14 protein-coding genes are annotated in these 16,741 nt (G+C 40.4%); 6 read left to right on the top strand and 8 right to left on the bottom strand.

Going from position 1 to position 16,741, the window contains the following annotated elements; all coding sequences use genetic code 11:
• Nucleotides 1-64 precede the first annotated feature (64 nt).
• From MTF64_RS04360 to MTF64_RS04350, 3 genes are read left to right on the top strand one after another with little or no spacing between them, the layout of a single operon-like run.
• Complete coding sequence (locus MTF64_RS04360; RefSeq protein WP_024034168.1) at nucleotides 65-1,174, top strand: YjgN family protein; 1,110 nt, start codon at nucleotides 65-67, stop codon at nucleotides 1,172-1,174.
• A gap of 9 nt (nucleotides 1,175-1,183) precedes the next feature.
• Nucleotides 1,184-2,206 (top strand): M48 family metallopeptidase, encoded by a 1,023-nt coding sequence (locus tag MTF64_RS04355; protein WP_248450693.1) that lies wholly within the window; start codon nucleotides 1,184-1,186, stop codon nucleotides 2,204-2,206.
• Nucleotides 2,193-2,591 (top strand): DoxX-like family protein, encoded by a 399-nt coding sequence (locus MTF64_RS04350; protein WP_121637721.1) that lies wholly within the window; start codon nucleotides 2,193-2,195, stop codon nucleotides 2,589-2,591. Before MTF64_RS04355 ends, MTF64_RS04350 begins: the two co-directional genes overlap by 14 nt.
• A 52-nt stretch (nucleotides 2,592-2,643) precedes the next feature.
• Here the strand turns inward: MTF64_RS04350 and speB are convergent, their stop codons facing one another.
• Both speB and speA read right to left on the bottom strand, forming a co-directional pair.
• A complete protein-coding gene (speB, locus tag MTF64_RS04345; RefSeq protein WP_029772730.1) occupies nucleotides 2,644-3,567 on the bottom strand; it encodes an agmatinase in 924 nt (307 codons plus the stop codon).
• A 3-nt stretch (nucleotides 3,568-3,570) separates the two neighbouring features.
• Entirely contained in the window at nucleotides 3,571-5,484 is a 1,914-nt protein-coding gene (gene speA, locus MTF64_RS04340) for a biosynthetic arginine decarboxylase (RefSeq protein WP_248450692.1), read from the bottom strand.
• 252 nt (nucleotides 5,485-5,736) lie between these two features.
• Here speA and MTF64_RS04335 point away from each other — a divergent pair, with 252 nt between their 5' ends.
• Nucleotides 5,737-6,600, top strand: coding sequence for an alpha/beta fold hydrolase (locus MTF64_RS04335; RefSeq protein WP_126007632.1), 864 nt, complete (start codon nucleotides 5,737-5,739; stop codon nucleotides 6,598-6,600).
• A gap of 2 nt (nucleotides 6,601-6,602) precedes the next feature.
• Nucleotides 6,603-7,208: a TetR/AcrR family transcriptional regulator gene (locus MTF64_RS04330; RefSeq protein WP_064384866.1), complete on the top strand. Its 606-nt coding sequence runs from the start codon at nucleotides 6,603-6,605 to the stop codon at nucleotides 7,206-7,208.
• A 44-nt stretch (nucleotides 7,209-7,252) separates the two neighbouring features.
• Here the strand turns inward: MTF64_RS04330 and MTF64_RS04325 are convergent, their stop codons facing one another.
• The 4 genes from MTF64_RS04325 to MTF64_RS04310 form a co-directional block, all read right to left on the bottom strand.
• Nucleotides 7,253-7,585: a YnfA family protein gene (locus MTF64_RS04325; protein WP_029772735.1), complete on the bottom strand. Its 333-nt coding sequence runs from the start codon at nucleotides 7,583-7,585 to the stop codon at nucleotides 7,253-7,255.
• A gap of 122 nt (nucleotides 7,586-7,707) precedes the next feature.
• The gene (locus MTF64_RS04320; RefSeq protein WP_054983440.1) at nucleotides 7,708-8,577 is read right to left on the bottom strand and encodes an MYG1 family protein; all 870 of its coding nucleotides are present in this window, start codon (nucleotides 8,575-8,577) and stop codon (nucleotides 7,708-7,710) included.
• 268 nt (nucleotides 8,578-8,845) lie between these two features.
• Complete coding sequence (locus MTF64_RS04315; RefSeq protein WP_004588851.1) at nucleotides 8,846-9,316, bottom strand: GNAT family N-acetyltransferase; 471 nt, start codon at nucleotides 9,314-9,316, stop codon at nucleotides 8,846-8,848.
• A gap of 158 nt (nucleotides 9,317-9,474) precedes the next feature.
• A complete protein-coding gene (locus MTF64_RS04310; RefSeq protein ID WP_248450690.1) occupies nucleotides 9,475-11,739 on the bottom strand; it encodes an EAL domain-containing protein in 2,265 nt (754 codons plus the stop codon).
• Nucleotides 11,740-12,107: 368 nt separating this feature from the next.
• Here MTF64_RS04310 and cysZ point away from each other — a divergent pair, with 368 nt between their 5' ends.
• Nucleotides 12,108-12,839: a sulfate transporter CysZ gene (gene cysZ, locus MTF64_RS04305; protein WP_024034179.1), complete on the top strand. Its 732-nt coding sequence runs from the start codon at nucleotides 12,108-12,110 to the stop codon at nucleotides 12,837-12,839.
• A gap of 49 nt (nucleotides 12,840-12,888) precedes the next feature.
• On the opposite strand, the gene MTF64_RS04300 is transcribed toward cysZ, so the two are convergent.
• Together MTF64_RS04300 and MTF64_RS04295 are read right to left on the bottom strand one after the other, a co-directional pair.
• Nucleotides 12,889-13,419, bottom strand: a complete 531-nt coding sequence (locus MTF64_RS04300; protein WP_248450689.1) for a hypothetical protein — start codon at nucleotides 13,417-13,419, stop codon at nucleotides 12,889-12,891.
• Nucleotides 13,420-16,734 (bottom strand): Ig-like domain-containing protein, encoded by a 3,315-nt coding sequence (locus MTF64_RS04295; RefSeq protein WP_248450687.1) that lies wholly within the window; start codon nucleotides 16,732-16,734, stop codon nucleotides 13,420-13,422.
• Between the last annotated feature and the right edge of the window lie 7 nt (nucleotides 16,735-16,741).

Genomic DNA, 16,741 nt, shown 5'->3' with positions numbered 1-16,741 from the left:
TAAAGATTGAGCTTTGCACCAGATTTAGGTAAATTAACAAAAAAACAACATGGATATAATTTTAATGGAATCAATACACCCTACTCCCCCAGAAACCACCCCTGCAGTAAATGAACCTGCTGCCCCTATTTTTAGCGGTAAAGTACAGTTTAGCGGTAAAGGCGGTGAGTTTTTTGGTATTTGGATAGTCAATATTTTACTGAGCGTACTTACTTTAGGTATTTACTCGGCTTGGGCAAAAGTGCGCACAATGCGATACTTTTATGGCCACACCCGCATTGACGGACACAGCTTTGACTACTTAGCCACCCCTATGCAAATTTTAAAAGGCCGTATTTTAGCGGTTATTGTATTTTTAATTTACTCCTTTGGTAGCAGCTTTTTTCCTCTTGTAGGTTTACTATTTGCGGTTGCTTTTATCTTTTTAATGCCGTGGATTATTAACCAAGGCCTGCGCTTTAATATGCGTATGACCCGTCATCGAAATGTACGCTTTGCATTTAAAGGCGATTACGGCGAAGCCTTCATTAACTTTATTCTTTTACCTATTGCCAGTATTTTTACCCTTTATTTATTAATGCCGTATGTTTTAAAACGTATCGACACGTACATACATAGCAATATTAGCTACGGTGACACGCCATTAACCGTAAACCTTAAAGGTGAAACCTACTACTTAACCGCCCTTATTTGCTTTGTGGTGAGCTCTATCACTATGGTGATATTTATGGCTGTATTAGGCTTATTTGGGCTTGATTTAATGAATGTAGAAAACCAACAAGCTGCACAAGATCCAGCCAAAATGGGCATTATGTTTGGTGGATTAATGATTGCTTACGTATTTATGATTGCGATAGTAACCGCTGTGTGGGCTGCGGCTATTCGTAACCATATTTTTGATAACAGTCAATTTGAAGACGTAGCATCATTTAAATCAGAGCTTAAGCCTATTCCTTTTGCCATATTACTATTAACCAATATGCTGGCAATCGTGTTTTCTTTAGGGCTTGCCTACCCGTGGACCAAAGTGCGTACATCGAGAATGCTTGCCGAGGTTACTACCGTTAATATTTACCCTAGTGCGCTAAATTTAGTGGATACCGCGCAACAAGAGCAGTCATCGTTTGCTGAAGAAGCAGCCAATGTATTTGATATTGACCTATCGCTAACCTAAGAGCTTATTATGCACGTACAGGGACATTACTTCCCCAAAGCATCAAGCAATTACCAGCAAGGTGTCGCTAACATTAGCGACACCTGTGTTGAGATTAGCTACGATGACCAGCTTATTTCAAGCCATGCAATAAGCGATATAACACTCACTTCTGGTCTAGCTGGGCTTGCTGATGAACTAAATTTTAATGATGGCAGCCGCTTTATTCCTACTGATGTAAATTATCGCTGGCCTTTTAAAGCAAATAAGCATGACCTACTAGAGCGCCTTGAAAAAAGTAAATGGGCTATTATCGCGGCCATTATTTTTACACCGCTTTTTATGTGGCTAATGCTTTATAAAGTTGTGCCCGCTATTGCTGTTTACAGTGTTGATACCCTGCCGCGCAGTGTAGTAGAGCAAATGGGTGAACAAAGCTTTACCCTAATTGAAAAGCTCGCGCTTGATGACAGTGAGCTGCCTAATGAGCAACAAACTAAAGTACAACAACATTTTAATACCATGCTTAATGCGCTCTCGCTTGAGCCATCGGTTTATAGGTTATCGTTTTATAAATCAGAGGCCTTTGGAGCGAATGCGTTTGCAATGCCCCATGGACGTATTGTCGTAACCGATGAGTTAGCAAATTTATTAGCCGATAAACCCAACGCACTAAAAGCCGTATTACTTCACGAAATTGGCCACGTAGTCCAGCAGCATAGCGTACGCATGACCGCGCAATCGGCAGCCAGTACCATTGTACTTGCGGTTATATTTGGTGATTTAGAAGGCATAGCAGAAGTGGTACTAGGTACGGGGGCATCTTTTGCACAGCAAGGGTTTTCTCGTGATATGGAGCGCGAGGCAGATAGCTATGCACTCATTAAACTTGAAAACTTAGGGTATTCAAGCAACGACTTTGCCGATGCCATTGAAGCATTACAAGGTGCGCACACCAGCGAAAACGAACATCTTGAAAAGGTAAATAATTTGCTCGAATATTTATCTAGCCACCCAAGCGCACAAGAGCGAATAGACAATGCGAGGAAATAACCCCGGTTATATACAAATTGCTCGCTATATTGTGGGGCTGAGTTGGATATACCACGGCTTTTTTCCAAAGCTTTATCATATTGCCCCGCTTGAAAAACTAATGACTGGCAGTGCGGGTTTTTCAGCAGAAGTGTCTGACTTAATTACACGTTCGGCGGGTATTGGCGAAATTATATTTGGCGTGTGCTTATTAGTGTTTTATAAAAATAAGCACATCGTTATTTTAAATGTTTTAGCGCTTTTAGGGCTTTTGTTAGCGGTTGTAGTAATGCAGCCACAATTACTCATTGAAGCATTTAATCCAGTAACAACTAACCTGCCGCTTATTGGCTTAAGTTTTATTTGGTTAAAAGAAATTAAGCTGCAAAATAATCGACACCTCTAAAATAAAAAAGGTATGCCAGTGCATACCTTTTTGTAGTGCTTAACTTATAGCGTTAATACTTATTTTTATGTGTCCACAGGTGCAATAATTCACTGGCAATTGTTGCTGCGGCAATAGCGGTAAGCTCACTTTGGTCGTACGACGGTGAAACCTCTACCACATCCATACCCACCATATTTATGCCTTTTAGTGCGCGCAGTATTTTAAGCACTTTATCAGATGTTAAACCACCGCATACAGGTGTGCCTGTACCTGGTGCAAATGCTGGGTCTAAACAATCTATATCAAACGTTAAGTAAACGGGTAAGTCGCCTACTCGCTCACGTATTTGCGCTGCTATTTCATTGGCGTGCAAATCGTTAGCTTGCATTGCATCAATCACTGCAAACTCATGTTTGCTTTGATCAAAGTCGGTACGAATACCAATTTGGATACTGTGCTCTACATCAATCAGCCCTTCCATGGGTGCATGATAAAACATAGTGCCGTGATCAAAGCGCGAGCCATTGCTGTATGTATCAGTGTGCGCATCAAAATGAACCAGTGCCATTTTGCCATGAATCTTTGCATGCGCGCGCAATAGCGGAAGCGTTACAAAGTGATCGCCACCAAGGCCTAACAGCGTTGCCCCTTGGCGAAGTATTTGCTCTGCAGCCATTTCTAGCTGTGCCGTAAAATACTCAGGATCGCCTACCGGATAAGTAAAGTCCCCCGCATCAGCAACCGTTAAACGCTCAAACAAAGGAAATGTCCACGGGTATTTAGTGTCTTCCCAGGCTAAATGTACCGACGCTCTGCGAATAGCATCGGGCCCTAAGCGTGCACCGGGGCGGCCCGATGTTGCTAAATCAAAGGGTAAGCCTAGTACAACGACATCTGCATCAATGGCATTAATGTTTTGCACCATAGGACGACGTAAAAACGTCATCCCGTTTGAATACAATGAGTGGTCAACATGACCAAACAAGCTAGACATTGCTTATAACTCTTCTAAATAAGTGTAGCCATTCAGGCCGCTTTGCAACTCGTCTAAAACGCTTTGCTGTTCATTTTTATCTATTTTTGCAGACACTAACTGCGCGTACGAATGTTGAAAGCTCTCAACATCTAAATGTACATAGCGCATCATATCGGCTACCGTATCACCTTGGTTTATCTCACTAATACTGGCAACGCCTTGCTCATCCATATTGATAATAGCGCTGTGCGTATCGCCAAATAAATTGTGCATATCACCTAAAATTTCTTGGTACGCACCCACTAAGAAAAAGCCCATTAAGTAAGGCTTATCTGCACTGTACTCAGGCACGGGTAATGTGCTTTCAATGCCTTGGCCATCAACATAGTGCTCAAGCGCGCCGTCTGAATCACAGGTAATATCAAGTAATACAGCACGTTTTTTTGGTGCTTCGGTTAAACCACTTAATGGCAATACCGGAAACACTTGATCAATCCCCCACGCATCAGGCAATGATTGAAAAAGCGAAAAGTTTACAAAAAACTTATCGGCGAAACGCGCGTTCAACTCGTCAATAATCGGGCGATGAAAACGGTTTTTGTTATCCATGTGTTTGTTAAGCTCATAACAAATACGTAAGTTAACTTGCTCTGCCCACGCACGCTGCGTTAAATCTAAAAGCCCAAGTGCAAACTGGTTATGCGCCTCTGCTAAATCCCCTTGGCTGTCGTGGTAAATTTCAATCAGTGCGCGGTCATCCGTTAAATCGGTTAACTGCACAAACGATGCCCACATATTATTTAATAAAAGCGGTGCATCGCCAGCAGGCGCTACTAACTCTTCTGGTGTGTAACTTTCAGTACCAATAACATTAGAAATAAGCACGGCATGGTGCGCCGTTAGTGCACGCCCCGACTCAGAAATAATCGTCGGCATGGGCTGCGCGTATTGCTTACATGTATCACCTATGGTGTACACAATATTATTTGCATACTCAGCTAAACTGTAGTTCATTGAATTATGTGATTGGCTGCGGGTACCATCGTAATCAATAGCTAAACCGCCCCCTACATCTAAGCACTCAATGTTTGCACCTAATTTGCGTAGCTCACAGTAAAAACGCGCGGCCTCACTTACACCTAAACGCACATCACGAATGTTTGCCATTTGCGAGCCTAAGTGAAAATGCACAAGTTGCATTAAATCAAGTTGGCCTGCCTCTTTTAAACGATTCACTACATGCAAAACTTGCGACGCTGATAAACCAAATTTTGATTTTTCGCCGCCACTTGCTTGCCACTTACCTTTGCCTTGCGATGCTAAACGAACGCGAATACCAATACGTGGTTTAACATTTAGCGCTTTTGCTTGGCTAAGTACCATGTCGAGCTCAGAAAGTTTTTCAAGCACTATGTATACTTTGTGGCCTAGCCTTTCGCCAATCAGTGCTAAACGCACATACTCTTTGTCTTTGTAGCCATTACATACAATTACTGCACTGGTTTTTTCTGCCATTGCCAAAACAGTTAATAGCTCCGGTTTGCTGCCCGCCTCAAGGCCTAATTGTTTTTTTTCTAATTCGGCTTGGCTTGCTACTATTTCTTCAACCACTTCGCGTTGTTGGTTTACTTTAATTGGGTAAACTAATAAGTAATCTTTTGGGTAACCATAGTTTTCAATCGCGGTATTAAACGCGTCACATAAACTGTGCACACGATGATGTAAAATTTGTGGAAAGCGCACTAAAGCCGGTAAGCTTAAGCCTTTTTCTTGAAGTTGTTTTGCAATATCTGTAAGTGCAATAGTTTGCTCTGGGGCGTGAGCCTTTGGCGCAACATACACATCACCTTGATCATTAATACCAAAAAAACCTTGGCTCCAATGACGAACATTGTAACTCGTGCGAGCTTGTTCTAGTGATGTTGTCTCTTTCATTTATCTTTCTCTTGTATTTAATGAATGCCGGTTCGGCTAGTTGCGCGCATTAAAAGAAAAATAGACTTTTAAGTCCAACAAGTATTTTTACTCGTAACGAGTGATTTTTAGTGTTGAGAGAAAAAACCCCTACACCTTAGCTTTTACAGCTAACCGCCTTTAGTAAAGCAAGCTGGTTATGCGGCTAAAAAAATAAGTACAGCTGTTCTTTTTTAAGATAAAATAGAACAACTGTACTTATTTGGTATAAACATGAAACAAATTTATTTTAATCAAAACAAGCCACCTAAATTTTCTAAAATAACAAAGGCTGCCACTTTTGGTTTGACCAAAACATTTCCTAAACTCAGTGCCCGCCTTGCCATGAAGGTATTTTGTAATCCGCATAGCCGACGCCAATACGAATTTAGAACATGTATACAGCCAATTAATATTAAACTTACTACCGAGCTTGGCGCTGTAAACCTGTACTATTTTAGCCTAGCGGAAAACACTAAAACGGTATTTTTATCTCATGGCTGGGCCGATAGCACTAATCGGTTTACTGCTTTAATAGATGAATTGCTTGAAAAAGGCTTTAATGTTTACTCAATTGATCACATAGGCCATGGCTATTCGCACGGCAATACCTCGCACTTATACGGGTATATGCAGGGGCTAACAGCGGCTTTTGAGTACTTTAATGGGCAAAATATTACAATTAATAGAGTCGTTACACACTCTATGGGCGGTGTTGCTTTGTTAAACTTAGCGCCTCATTATTTAGAGAATAAAAAAATTGTGATGATCTCTGCCCCTGCACAAATATTTGAAGCCATGTTTGCTAAGGTCAGGCAAGTGGGTATTTCTGAGCTCATGCTAGAAAATATGCTTAATAGGGTGTCAGACAAATATGGTATTAGCTGGCAAAACCTTCACCCTGATCATTCTAAAAATAAAATTAACGAAAACATGTTGTTTATTCATGATAAAAATGACTCAGTGGCAAGCTTTGAGGCAATAAAATTATTAACTGAGAACACACCCGCAACACTTGTGGCCACACAAGAGCTGGGGCACGTGCGCATTTTAAAAAGCCAATACGTGTACGACCAAATAACACGCTTTATGGATTAACGATGAAAAAAAGTGAGAGCACAAAACGCAATATTTTGCACAAAGGAATGGCCTATGCGGCTGCACATGGTTTATATAGCTTGTCGATAGGAAAAATAGCGGCAGTGACTAACATGTCGCGTACTGGGGTGATCTCACACTTTGCCAATAAAGAAGATATGCAAGTGGCTATTTTGGCCTACACCGAAGAAGAATTTAGAAAACAGGTTGTTGATATATCTGTTGATGAAGATGCGTTAATTCATTTAAATAATTTTCAGCAACGTTGGCTTGAGTGGCTCAATTTTTTAGATACGGTATCGCCTGGTAAGCAGGCAAGTTGCCCGCTCATTAAAGCGTCGGTAGAGTTTAAAGCAAGCCCGAACTGTTTGGTAAGGCAGTTTATGCAAGACCAACACTTAAAAATGATTAACTACCTCACTAAACTTGCAGTTAACTGCCAAGCACAAGGCTACTTTAGCCAAGACAAAGAGCCGAGCATTTTTGCGTATGAGTTTTATGGCTTATATACCGGGCATGTTGTACAAACAAGCTTAATAGATAATCCAGCTTTAACGCTTACTTATAAAAAAGTAGTTGGCAATTTAATTGCACGATATATGCGTTAACAGTGGCCTGTAAGGCGTTTTTTACCTTTAATATGGCTTAATTTTTATGCGCTTTTAGGTGCAAAAATAATAATAGCCATGCCCAGTAAGGCAACCGCCCCGCCCACTACATCCCACATTGTAAGCTTTACGCCATCAACTGCCCATAACCACAGTAAAGCCACGCATATGTACACACCGCCATACGCGGCATACACCCGTCCAGCGGCTGCTGGGTGTAACGTTAGCAACCACGCGAATAGCGCTAAACTGATTGCTGCAGGTATTAATAGGAATATGGATTTATCTTCTTTAAGCCAAAGATAAGGTAAGTAACAGCCAATAATTTCTGCCAGTGCGGTAATAATAAATAGCGCGATAGTTTTTACTTCAAACATAAAACCTCACGTGATTTAAATAACGAGAGCATAATAAAGCTAAGTAACTGCAAACTAGTTACTTAGCTAAAATAGTGCGAATTCTGGGTAAAAAATTTTTACCCATATTTAAGTAAAACAGGTTACTCAGCTAGGGCCGCGTCGGCCAGCTTCATTGTACTTTCGAACGATTTAGTACCGGCTATAAATAAACCATTGTGGCAAAATACAGCGTCGTCTAAGCCTGTTTCAGCTTGAAACTCTTCATCAGATAAACCAGCCCACGCTTTAGGCAGTGACTTTCTATCTTCAAACGAGCCTGGCTCTACTGGTACAGTTTGAATAATCCATTGGCCGTTTTGCGAAGGGTAAACCATAAATAAAGCGTCGCTTGATAAATGGTGTACTGTTTTTTTCCATGGTGTGTATTTTTCTAAAATAATCACGCGGGGATCTTTTGCCTCTTCTATTGCTTTTGCAACAATATCTTTGGCGTTAATGCTTCCTTTTGCTGAGGCAATAAAACGGGTTAATAAACGCGCTGCAAACTCAACGGCTTCATCAAAGCATTCATCAAAGTTGCCTTCCTCTTCCCATGTTGGATTAAACATAGAAAGCGTTTGGCTAAGCGTTATGCCCTCAACCACACCCTTAACGTAACCACAATCTATGGCATCAATTGTAGAGACTAAACCAGCGTCAACTCTATCAGCCACCGCTTGGTTATTATCACACAGTGCTAAACCATACTTTTTCCAAATTAAGCCAAATGACGAGTATGGCGTGCCATTTTCGCGCTCGCCTGCGCCGCCGCGTTGGTGGTGATCAAAGCGTCCTGTGTCAGGGTTGTATTCGCCACCTACATCAACAACAATATCGGCACTTTCTATTACTGCTTTATCGCGGGTTCGTACCAAGTTAAAGGCAGGCAATACATGCTTAAGTACCGCAATACTAAACACGTCATCGGCATGGAAATTACCACTGTGGGTTACTACTGTTAAATCGCTCATTGGTTTTGGGCTACTTTTAAAAAAGATAAAATTCTCACTTATGAAGTGCTAAATAAAGGTTTATACCCGTTTGCTTAATCAAGTAATTTATTTTGAAGCAAAAAAGCTTGTTTATAGCCAGGTTTTGCCTCTTAAAATCATTAAGTATTACTGTGCACAGGTATTAAATATACGTGGCGAATTTTATACGAAGATAGCAGTGAAAAACAGTGAAGTATTTTTTGCGCCTACAGAGTCAGCTATAGGCACACAGTAGTAAATAGCTTATTTATTCTGGCTCAGGGCTCAGGGCAAGCTCCATAAATACACTTTGTGGGTTATCTTGATACGAGCCAAAGCTTGCACAGCGCGCAAAACCTAAATCTTCATATAAACTAATTGATTCGGTTTGCTTTGGGCCTGTTTCTAATCGGATAAGTGGAATTTTTGTTTCGCCGGCGTAATGCAGGAGGTTTTGCATTATGCGTCTTGAAAAACCTCTACCACGGTAACTTGGTTTTACGTATAAACGCCTTATTTCGCCATATAGCGCGCCGTCATTTTGCTTAACAATAGCGCCACAGGCAATAATGCCATCTTCGTTTTTTAAACCAATTGCGTAAACGTTGTCTTTGCTTAATTCTTCTAATTTGAGAGATTGGGCTGTAGCCACGGGGTATAAGGAGTTTATCAGTCTATCTATATCTGCAAACACATTAACTACATCAGGATCCTTAGGGGTTAATTCGACTAACTGCATCTCTTGTCGTCCATTTTATTATTTTGAATCGTTATAGTGGCTTCATAATATATACTTAATACGCGTGTTCCTAGTGTTGTTTAAACAAAATGTTTTAATAAGGTAAAAATAGCTTTATTAAAACGTTAGCTTAATTTACAAAAACGACGCACAGCCTGCTAAGCACTTAGGCTTTGCTTTTTTAATTGATGGGCATGCCACTTAATATAGTTACTGGCATTCATAGGTTTTGCGACTAAATAGCCTTGTATACAATCTGCATTGAGAAAGTTTAGTAACTCAAATTGCGCCTCTTGCTCTACACCTTCAGCAACAACAGTAATGTCTAAACTTTTGCCCAGGCTTATAATCGTATTAACAATATTAAAGCCTTTGCCTTTATCTAAAATCTTATCGATAAAACTTTTATCAATTTTTATTTCCTGTACGGGGAAAGCATTTAAATGGGCTAAACAGGAATACCCTGTACCAAAGTCGTCTATAGAAAACACAAAACCTTGTTCTTGTAGCTCCGTCATTTGCTTTATTGTGCTGTCAATATCGCCCGATAGCATGGTTTCGGTGATCTCAAGTTTAATATGCTGCGGTTTTATGTTGAACTCTTTAATTGTAGAGCAGAGCTCACGGGTAAGCTGCGCAGAATTAAACTGTATATGACTAATATTTATAGATACGCTAAAGTGCTCATCTATCATGTTTTTTTCATTAAGTTGATTAATAAGGCTGCATATATTGCGAAGCACTATGTTTTGCAGTTTTTGAATCAGCCCATATTGCTCTGCAATAGGAATAAACTGATTAGGCGCAATAACCCCTTTATTAGGGTGTATCCACCTTATCAGAGCTTCTGCACCTACTATCTTCCCTTGCATACTAATTTGCGGCTGAAAATACGCACAAAACTCGTTATTTGCGATTGCTCTTACAATATCCGTTTCTAATTCGGCTTGGTTTTCGAGTAAAGTTTGCAGTTTAGGGTCATAAAAGCTGCAGCTATTGCCACCTTTTGCCTTAGAGCGGTACATAGCTGTATCTGCAAATTTTAATATGTTATCGGTGGCTGTGTGCTCTTCGTTAATTAAGCAAATACCTATACTGCAGCTAACTTGAAATGCCAGCTCCCCTATTGCAAACTTATCATTAAACACGCCTTGTACTTTTTTAGCGACTATTTCGGATTCAATACAGGCTTGGTGGTTATGCTCGCCAATGTATTCGAGTAAAATAATAAATTCATCACCGCCCACTCTAGCTAAAGTATCAGATGATCGTATTACGCCACCTAAGCGTTTTGCTAATTCTATTAATACTTGATCTCCGGCGCCGTGGCCTAATGAATCATTTATTCTTTTAAAGTTATCAACATCTAAAAACAGCAATGCGCCCGTTTTTTTGGTGCGTTTAATACGCTCCACACACTTTGCTAGGCTGTCGCTGAGCATTCGTCTATTAGGGAGCCCTGTTAGTGGATCAAAAAACGCAAGCCGTTGAACTTCTTGCTCGGCTTTTTTGCGAAGGGTTACATCTCTTGCCATCCACACTACGTGCTTAAGTTCTGGTTTTTCTGGCTGGTAGTTAGTAAGTGCAGCCGCTCTTCCTTCAAAGGTTATGTGGCCTTTGGGCACGGCTAAATCGTACTCAAATATTTGCATTTCATTGGTGAGAATGGTTTTTTTAATAATCCCCATGATCATGTCGGCATCTTTTTCTGGGAACAAGTCTTGCACATTTTGACCAATTAAATCGGTGGGCGATTCAAGTAATAAGTCACTCGAGGTACCGTAAATATCAGTATAGACGCCCTCTTCGTTCAAAATCAAAATAAGATCGGGCATCACTTGCGTAAATGCTTTAAATTTTTCATTACTTTTTTGCAGGTCTGCCACTAGCTGCCTAGCTTTGAGCGACTCTGCGTTTTTTTCTAGTGCTATGCTAGAAAAGTGTACAAAATAATCAATGAGTTCTAAATCTTGCTGTGTAGGTGCTTTAGGGGTGCCGTGGTAAATAGCAAAAGTGCCTAATATTTCATTGGTGGTTGAAATAATCGGGGTTGACCAACAAGAATATAAACCGTACCTGTGCGCTAAATCTTTGTAATCTTCCCACAAGGGCGATAGGTCAATATTTTGCGCAATAACTCGCTCATTTTTATAGGCTGCGGTGCCACAAGACCCTACATTAGGGCCTATAAACACACCATTAATGGCCTTTAAATATTCATCGTCAATATTTGGGGCAGCACGATGAAATAACTGATTACCTGTTAAAGACAGTATTGAGCATCTTGCAGAGCTGTCTTCAATAACTTGCTCTATAGCTAAACAAATATCTTGTAAAATATCGTCTAAGGCAATGCCTAACGCGATTTTAGATAATATATCCTGCTGGTGAGATAACAATTGTTTTAGTTTTGCAGTATTCATACTTCACCATGCATCTAGGTACTTTTATGTTGCTACGCACTTTAAAAAAGTGCAGTGCATCAACAAATTCCTGCTCTTAGTTCATATATTTAAAATGAGTATAGTTAATAAACTTACAGCGCGAGTTTTATTATTACGATTATGGAAATTGTTTTTTAATAAAATAGGTAAAAAACAACTTTAGTATGCGTTAAGCCTACATTATTTTGCAACAAAAAATAAACATCCATAACAAAAACAATCCAGCCAACACACTCTAAAACTTTTTAAAAATTTTGCAGGTTTAACACTTTGTTACTTAAAAAGGCTGTTCAAAATTATCAGTCTAATTATACTGCATGCAGATATGAGTATTTTTTGAGGTTACTGTGCAGATCATACAAGGTATGGAATATTTTTTTTCAGGCTTTAAATTAATTAGCCAAAAAGGCCTTAAGCGCTTTGTGCTTATTCCACTTTTACTTAATATTTTATTGTTTGGTAGTTCATTATTCTTTTTATTTGGTTGGTTAAGCGACAGCTTTAATTATATAAACAACATGTTACCTGAGTGGCTAAGCTGGCTTGAATGGTTAATGTGGCCCATTGCCGTGCTTGTAGTGCTATTTAGCTACAGCATGCTATTTACGGTAATAACTAACTTTATTGCGGCCCCTTTTAACGGACTACTCAGCGAAAAAGTAGAGCTTTATTTAACGGGTCAAAAAATAAATGACGACGGTTTTGCTGATTTAGTAAAAGACATCCCACGCATGGTAGGCAGAGAGTGGACAAAGCTTTGCTATTACTTACCCCGCGCTATTGGCTTTTTTATTTTGCTGTGGATTTTACCCGTTATTGGACAAGTGTTATGGGTTTTATTTACATGTTGGATGTATGCTGTGCAATACAAAGATTTTGCCTTCGATAACCATAAAGTAGGCTTTAAACAAATGAAAGACGATTTAAAGTCTAAACAAGGTTTATCTTATGGTTTTGGCTTTGCTGTTATGCTGCTCACTGCAATCCCATTTATTAACCTAATTGTTATGCCCGTTGCTGTGTGTGGCGCTACTCGTTTGTGGGTAGATAATTACCGCTCTAAATACCGAGCGGGCTAAATAACACTGCGGCAAATAATAAAAGCACCTTTTGGTGCTTTTATTTTATCTATCTCAACTTAAGTGCAGTGTAGTTTAGTCTTGCGCGCCTTGGCAGTGCTGCATTTTTTTCATCTTGTAAAGTAAACGCTGTGATCACTATCGAGAATAACTGCTTTTTAAAAGTAATATTAATGACTTCGCCTATTTTAGTTTTATAAGTGTGTTGCTGATTAAACAGTTTAAGTTCATCGTTTGCTAATTGCTCAACATACAAATAGGGGGTGTGCAAAGGCAGTTTTAACCTTATAACATTTAAACTGCTTTGCTCCTGTACTGCAACCCACTCCCCATCTTTATAAAGCGTATTAAAACGCGTTATGCCCTCGGGCTGAAGTACAGAGTCGTTTTGTATTAAACACGTGCTACACCCGTTTACTCGCCTTTGCTGCCAATTTACTGGCTTGTTATTATAATAAAGCGCATCAGTTAGTAACCATTCACTACTACTGGCTTTATTAATAGCGCCTTGGCTACAGGCAGCAACTAAACAAATAATAGCTCCTTGTAAAAGTGCAGCTTTTATAAATCGGTAGCTCATTTAGCGCTCTTTAATAGCTTTAATTTGGTTAATTATAGCCTCGCTTGGCGCTGCTTCTTTTATATAGCTAGGCAATGAAGTAGAAACAGCTTGAACACGCTGCTGTTGATACAGCTTATGGCTCATCGTATTTGCCACACCAAATCGGTTACCTGCACTTTGTGAGTAAAACTGTAAGTTAATCATGCTCCACTCATCGGTATCCGTTAATACAGTAATTTGCGAGTCTTGGTTTGCATCAAAGTTAGTTAATGTATCGCCTAAAATTGCATTACAATTATAATCGACCGCCTCAGAGCCAGGCCTGTTCAATCCTGCGCTTTCATCAATAGCACTTTCATTTATATTTGCAGCGCTGCCGTTTGAATAATCAATGATAAAATCATCCGTTGATCCTGTTTGATTATTAGTATTTGGCACAAGGTCGCAGTTAATGTTGTTGGTATAAAACCGGTCGTAATAACGGTCACCTTCGTTATTACCTATGCTTGCAAGCCCCGTTAATTGATATAGATAATTCATAGAGCTTAAATGATTTGGCTTAAAGTTCACTTCTTCGTCGCCGCCATGATAAAGCCCTAAATTATGTCCCAACTCATGAAAAATAGTAGACGCTTGGTAATTATTCGTCACATTTTGTGATGTTTGATCATCAACCGATAACCCCCATCCGCCCATAGTCAGCATTAGGTCATTACCATTTATTTCAGCAATGCCCGAGCCACTAATGCTGCCATCTTCGTTACCACTGTTTGCCATTAATAAATAATGAAAAATTGGGCGGCGCGTTGTATCGGCATATTCCATTTTATAGGCAAATAAATTAGCGGTACCTTGGTCATATTCAAAGGGCGTGTAGCTGTTAAACGGTACGGTTGTACCGCCTCCTAAATCAAAGTTAGCGGTGGAAATACCTGTGCTTTGGTCAAACAAATCGCCTACATCAAAATGCACTGTGTAACCGTTACTTGCAAATACGCTCACTACTTTTTCTAATGCTGTACGCTGTGGCGTAATACCTATATCGGTACTGTCCATATAATCAATTTCTATAAATATATCTTTTTGATTTTCCCGTGCGCCCCATTCATATAAAGGCAGCCCGCCAAATGTTGTGCCTTCTTGCTCACTGCAATCAGGGATCCCATCTAAATCTGTATCGGTATCACAGCTAATATCATTTTGCTCTGCCGGCGTATTAAACACTGAGTAAACCCAATCACTTGCTTGATTAGTATCTGTTGCATTAAGCGCACGTTTTAAGCTTGACCCTTGTTCGGCCTGCATTTGAGGTGCGTTATCGCCTTGCCATTGCGTGGCACTAACCGGTTGCTGGGTAGAATTACCAAATTTAACAAAGTCGATTGTTTGTGTGGCGGCGCTATTTAATAACTCTGCAAAGCCATTTATATACCAATAAGGACGTAGGGCATCGCTTTGGTTACCCACCAGCACAATTTTAGGGTTATTAAGTGCCGCACTTGCTAAAAACTCATCACCAAAACGACTTTGCAGTAAAATATAACTGCCGTTTTCTAATACTTTGTTGGGTAATGTAAATACTTGCTCTGCGCTCACTGAGCTATCAAGCATATTAATTGCGCGCGTTTTTAATGAATAGTTTTGTAAATTAACAGCCTCTCCAGTGCCGTTATAAATCTCTACCCAGGGCGTATCATTAGTAAATTGCACCGATATGAGTTCGGTTATTTTTAAATCTTGGGTTGAGGTGGTAAATTCACTCACTTGGCCTGCTGTCGCAGCAGTACCAGAAAAATTAACTAATTGATCATTTACACGCACTTTGTAAAGCGTGTTTTCTGAAAAATCAGCGCTTAAGTTAACGTTTTTAAAATAGTCACTCGTCTCATCAGGCGCTCCAGATACGCTCTCTACATTAAGTGCAACACAGCTTGAAAAATCATCACTTGATACCTGAACACTGCCTTCACAGCTCCCCGCGCTACTATTTACGGTTAACGAACTGCTCAGCATCACATCTGAAAACGTAATACTGATGGGGGTGTCAACCAATACCGGTTCATCTGCCCCATTAGGCGTTATTTCTGTCACCGTTGCAGCGCTGGTATCAATAATTATCGTATTAAGCAAAAAGTTGGTGCTGTCTTCACCATCACTAGCAGTCAGTGTGTAGCTTTTTGCAGAAATACTATTTACAGGCGGTGTATAGCTAAAGCGCAGCGCTTGGGCATCAATAACACTCACCTGCGCCCCTTCTAGGTCATTTGGAAAAGTAATTTGTACCGTATCGCCATCGGCATCATTTACCGTCAAATTAAATTCAGCACTTAAGTTATATTGCACCTCAACGGTTACATCATCTGCCACAGGCGGATTGTTAGGCGGCACCACAATCACCGTTTTTTGGGCGCTATTAGTTGCATCGTCGTTATCTCTAACGGTGGCTAAAAAGGTAATATTGGTATTTTGAGCAACCGTTGGAGCATTAAACGTAATGCTGGAGTCGGTTTGCGTAAATTCGACCACGGGGCCGTTTGTTTGCTGCCAGCTTAGCTCGCTAATGGTGCCATCGCTGTCCTGCGCTGTAGCTGTTATTGTCACTGACTCATTTTGCATTGCCTCGTCAGGCCCAGCTAAGGTAACACTAGGTGCGCTATTTAATTGCGTAATAAGTACCGTGGCACTGCTTTGTACAGTGCCCCCGGCATTGTCGGTTACAGTAACACTAAAACCAAGCGTTTCACTTTCACTTACATTTGGGGCGGTAAAGCTTAATTCACCTTCAGTTTGGCTAAATTCGATGGAGGAGCCAGCAGATTGTACCCACACTATGGTGCTAATTGTGCCATCTATGTCTTGTGCATTAGCAATTAAACTAACTTGGGTATTAGCCAGTGCACTACTTGGGCCTGTAATATTAACTGTGGGAGGCGTATTTTGAACCGTGATAGTCCCAGAGAACACTTGCTCTGTAGTGGCGCCGTCATTATCGGTTACTAGCACCGAAAAGCTAAAATCAGTGTCGCTTTCTACACTGGGGGCCGTTACTGTGAGTATATTGCCATTAGCTGTAAAGGTAAATTCAGGCCCCGACAGCTGCTGCCATTGATAACTAGAGACTTGCCCGTCGCTATCGCTTGCCTGAGCCGTAATAGTAAAGATTTGGTTAGCAACAATAACGCTGCTGCTTACATCAACACTTACAGTAGGGGCGGTATTGCCAGTTGAGCCACTATCGGTGGCGTCACTATCGCTGCCACCGCCGCCGCAACCGGCTATTAAAAGTGATAAAAAAAGTAATCCTAGCCATTTATAAACATTATTTAATACCACTTTTATG

It is taken from the genome of Pseudoalteromonas sp. 2CM41L, assembly GCF_023161905.1.
GTDB lineage: Bacteria > Pseudomonadota > Gammaproteobacteria > Enterobacterales > Alteromonadaceae > Pseudoalteromonas > Pseudoalteromonas atlantica.
The sequence above is the reverse complement of the archived record's forward strand: the minus strand, read 5'-3'. Positions and strand labels throughout refer to the sequence as shown.

Excerpts from the sequence above, each read along its gene's own strand:
- MTF64_RS04360 (WP_024034168.1), top strand. The coding sequence starts at position 65 with ATGGAATCAATACACCCTACTCCCCCAGAAACCACCCCTGCAGTAAAT.
- MTF64_RS04355 (WP_248450693.1), top strand. The coding sequence starts at position 1,184 with ATGCACGTACAGGGACATTACTTCCCCAAAGCATCAAGCAATTACCAG.
- MTF64_RS04350 (WP_121637721.1), top strand. The coding sequence starts at position 2,193 with ATGCGAGGAAATAACCCCGGTTATATACAAATTGCTCGCTATATTGTG.
- speB (WP_029772730.1), bottom strand. The coding sequence starts at position 3,567 with ATGTCTAGCTTGTTTGGTCATGTTGACCACTCATTGTATTCAAACGGG.
- speA (WP_248450692.1), bottom strand. The coding sequence starts at position 5,484 with ATGAAAGAGACAACATCACTAGAACAAGCTCGCACGAGTTACAATGTT.
- MTF64_RS04335 (WP_126007632.1), top strand. The coding sequence starts at position 5,737 with ATGAAACAAATTTATTTTAATCAAAACAAGCCACCTAAATTTTCTAAA.
- MTF64_RS04330 (WP_064384866.1), top strand. The coding sequence starts at position 6,603 with ATGAAAAAAAGTGAGAGCACAAAACGCAATATTTTGCACAAAGGAATG.
- MTF64_RS04325 (WP_029772735.1), bottom strand. The coding sequence starts at position 7,585 with ATGTTTGAAGTAAAAACTATCGCGCTATTTATTATTACCGCACTGGCA.
- MTF64_RS04320 (WP_054983440.1), bottom strand. The coding sequence starts at position 8,577 with ATGAGCGATTTAACAGTAGTAACCCACAGTGGTAATTTCCATGCCGAT.
- MTF64_RS04315 (WP_004588851.1), bottom strand. The coding sequence starts at position 9,316 with ATGCAGTTAGTCGAATTAACCCCTAAGGATCCTGATGTAGTTAATGTG.
- MTF64_RS04310 (WP_248450690.1), bottom strand. The coding sequence starts at position 11,739 with ATGAATACTGCAAAACTAAAACAATTGTTATCTCACCAGCAGGATATA.
- MTF64_RS04300 (WP_248450689.1), bottom strand. The coding sequence starts at position 13,419 with ATGAGCTACCGATTTATAAAAGCTGCACTTTTACAAGGAGCTATTATT.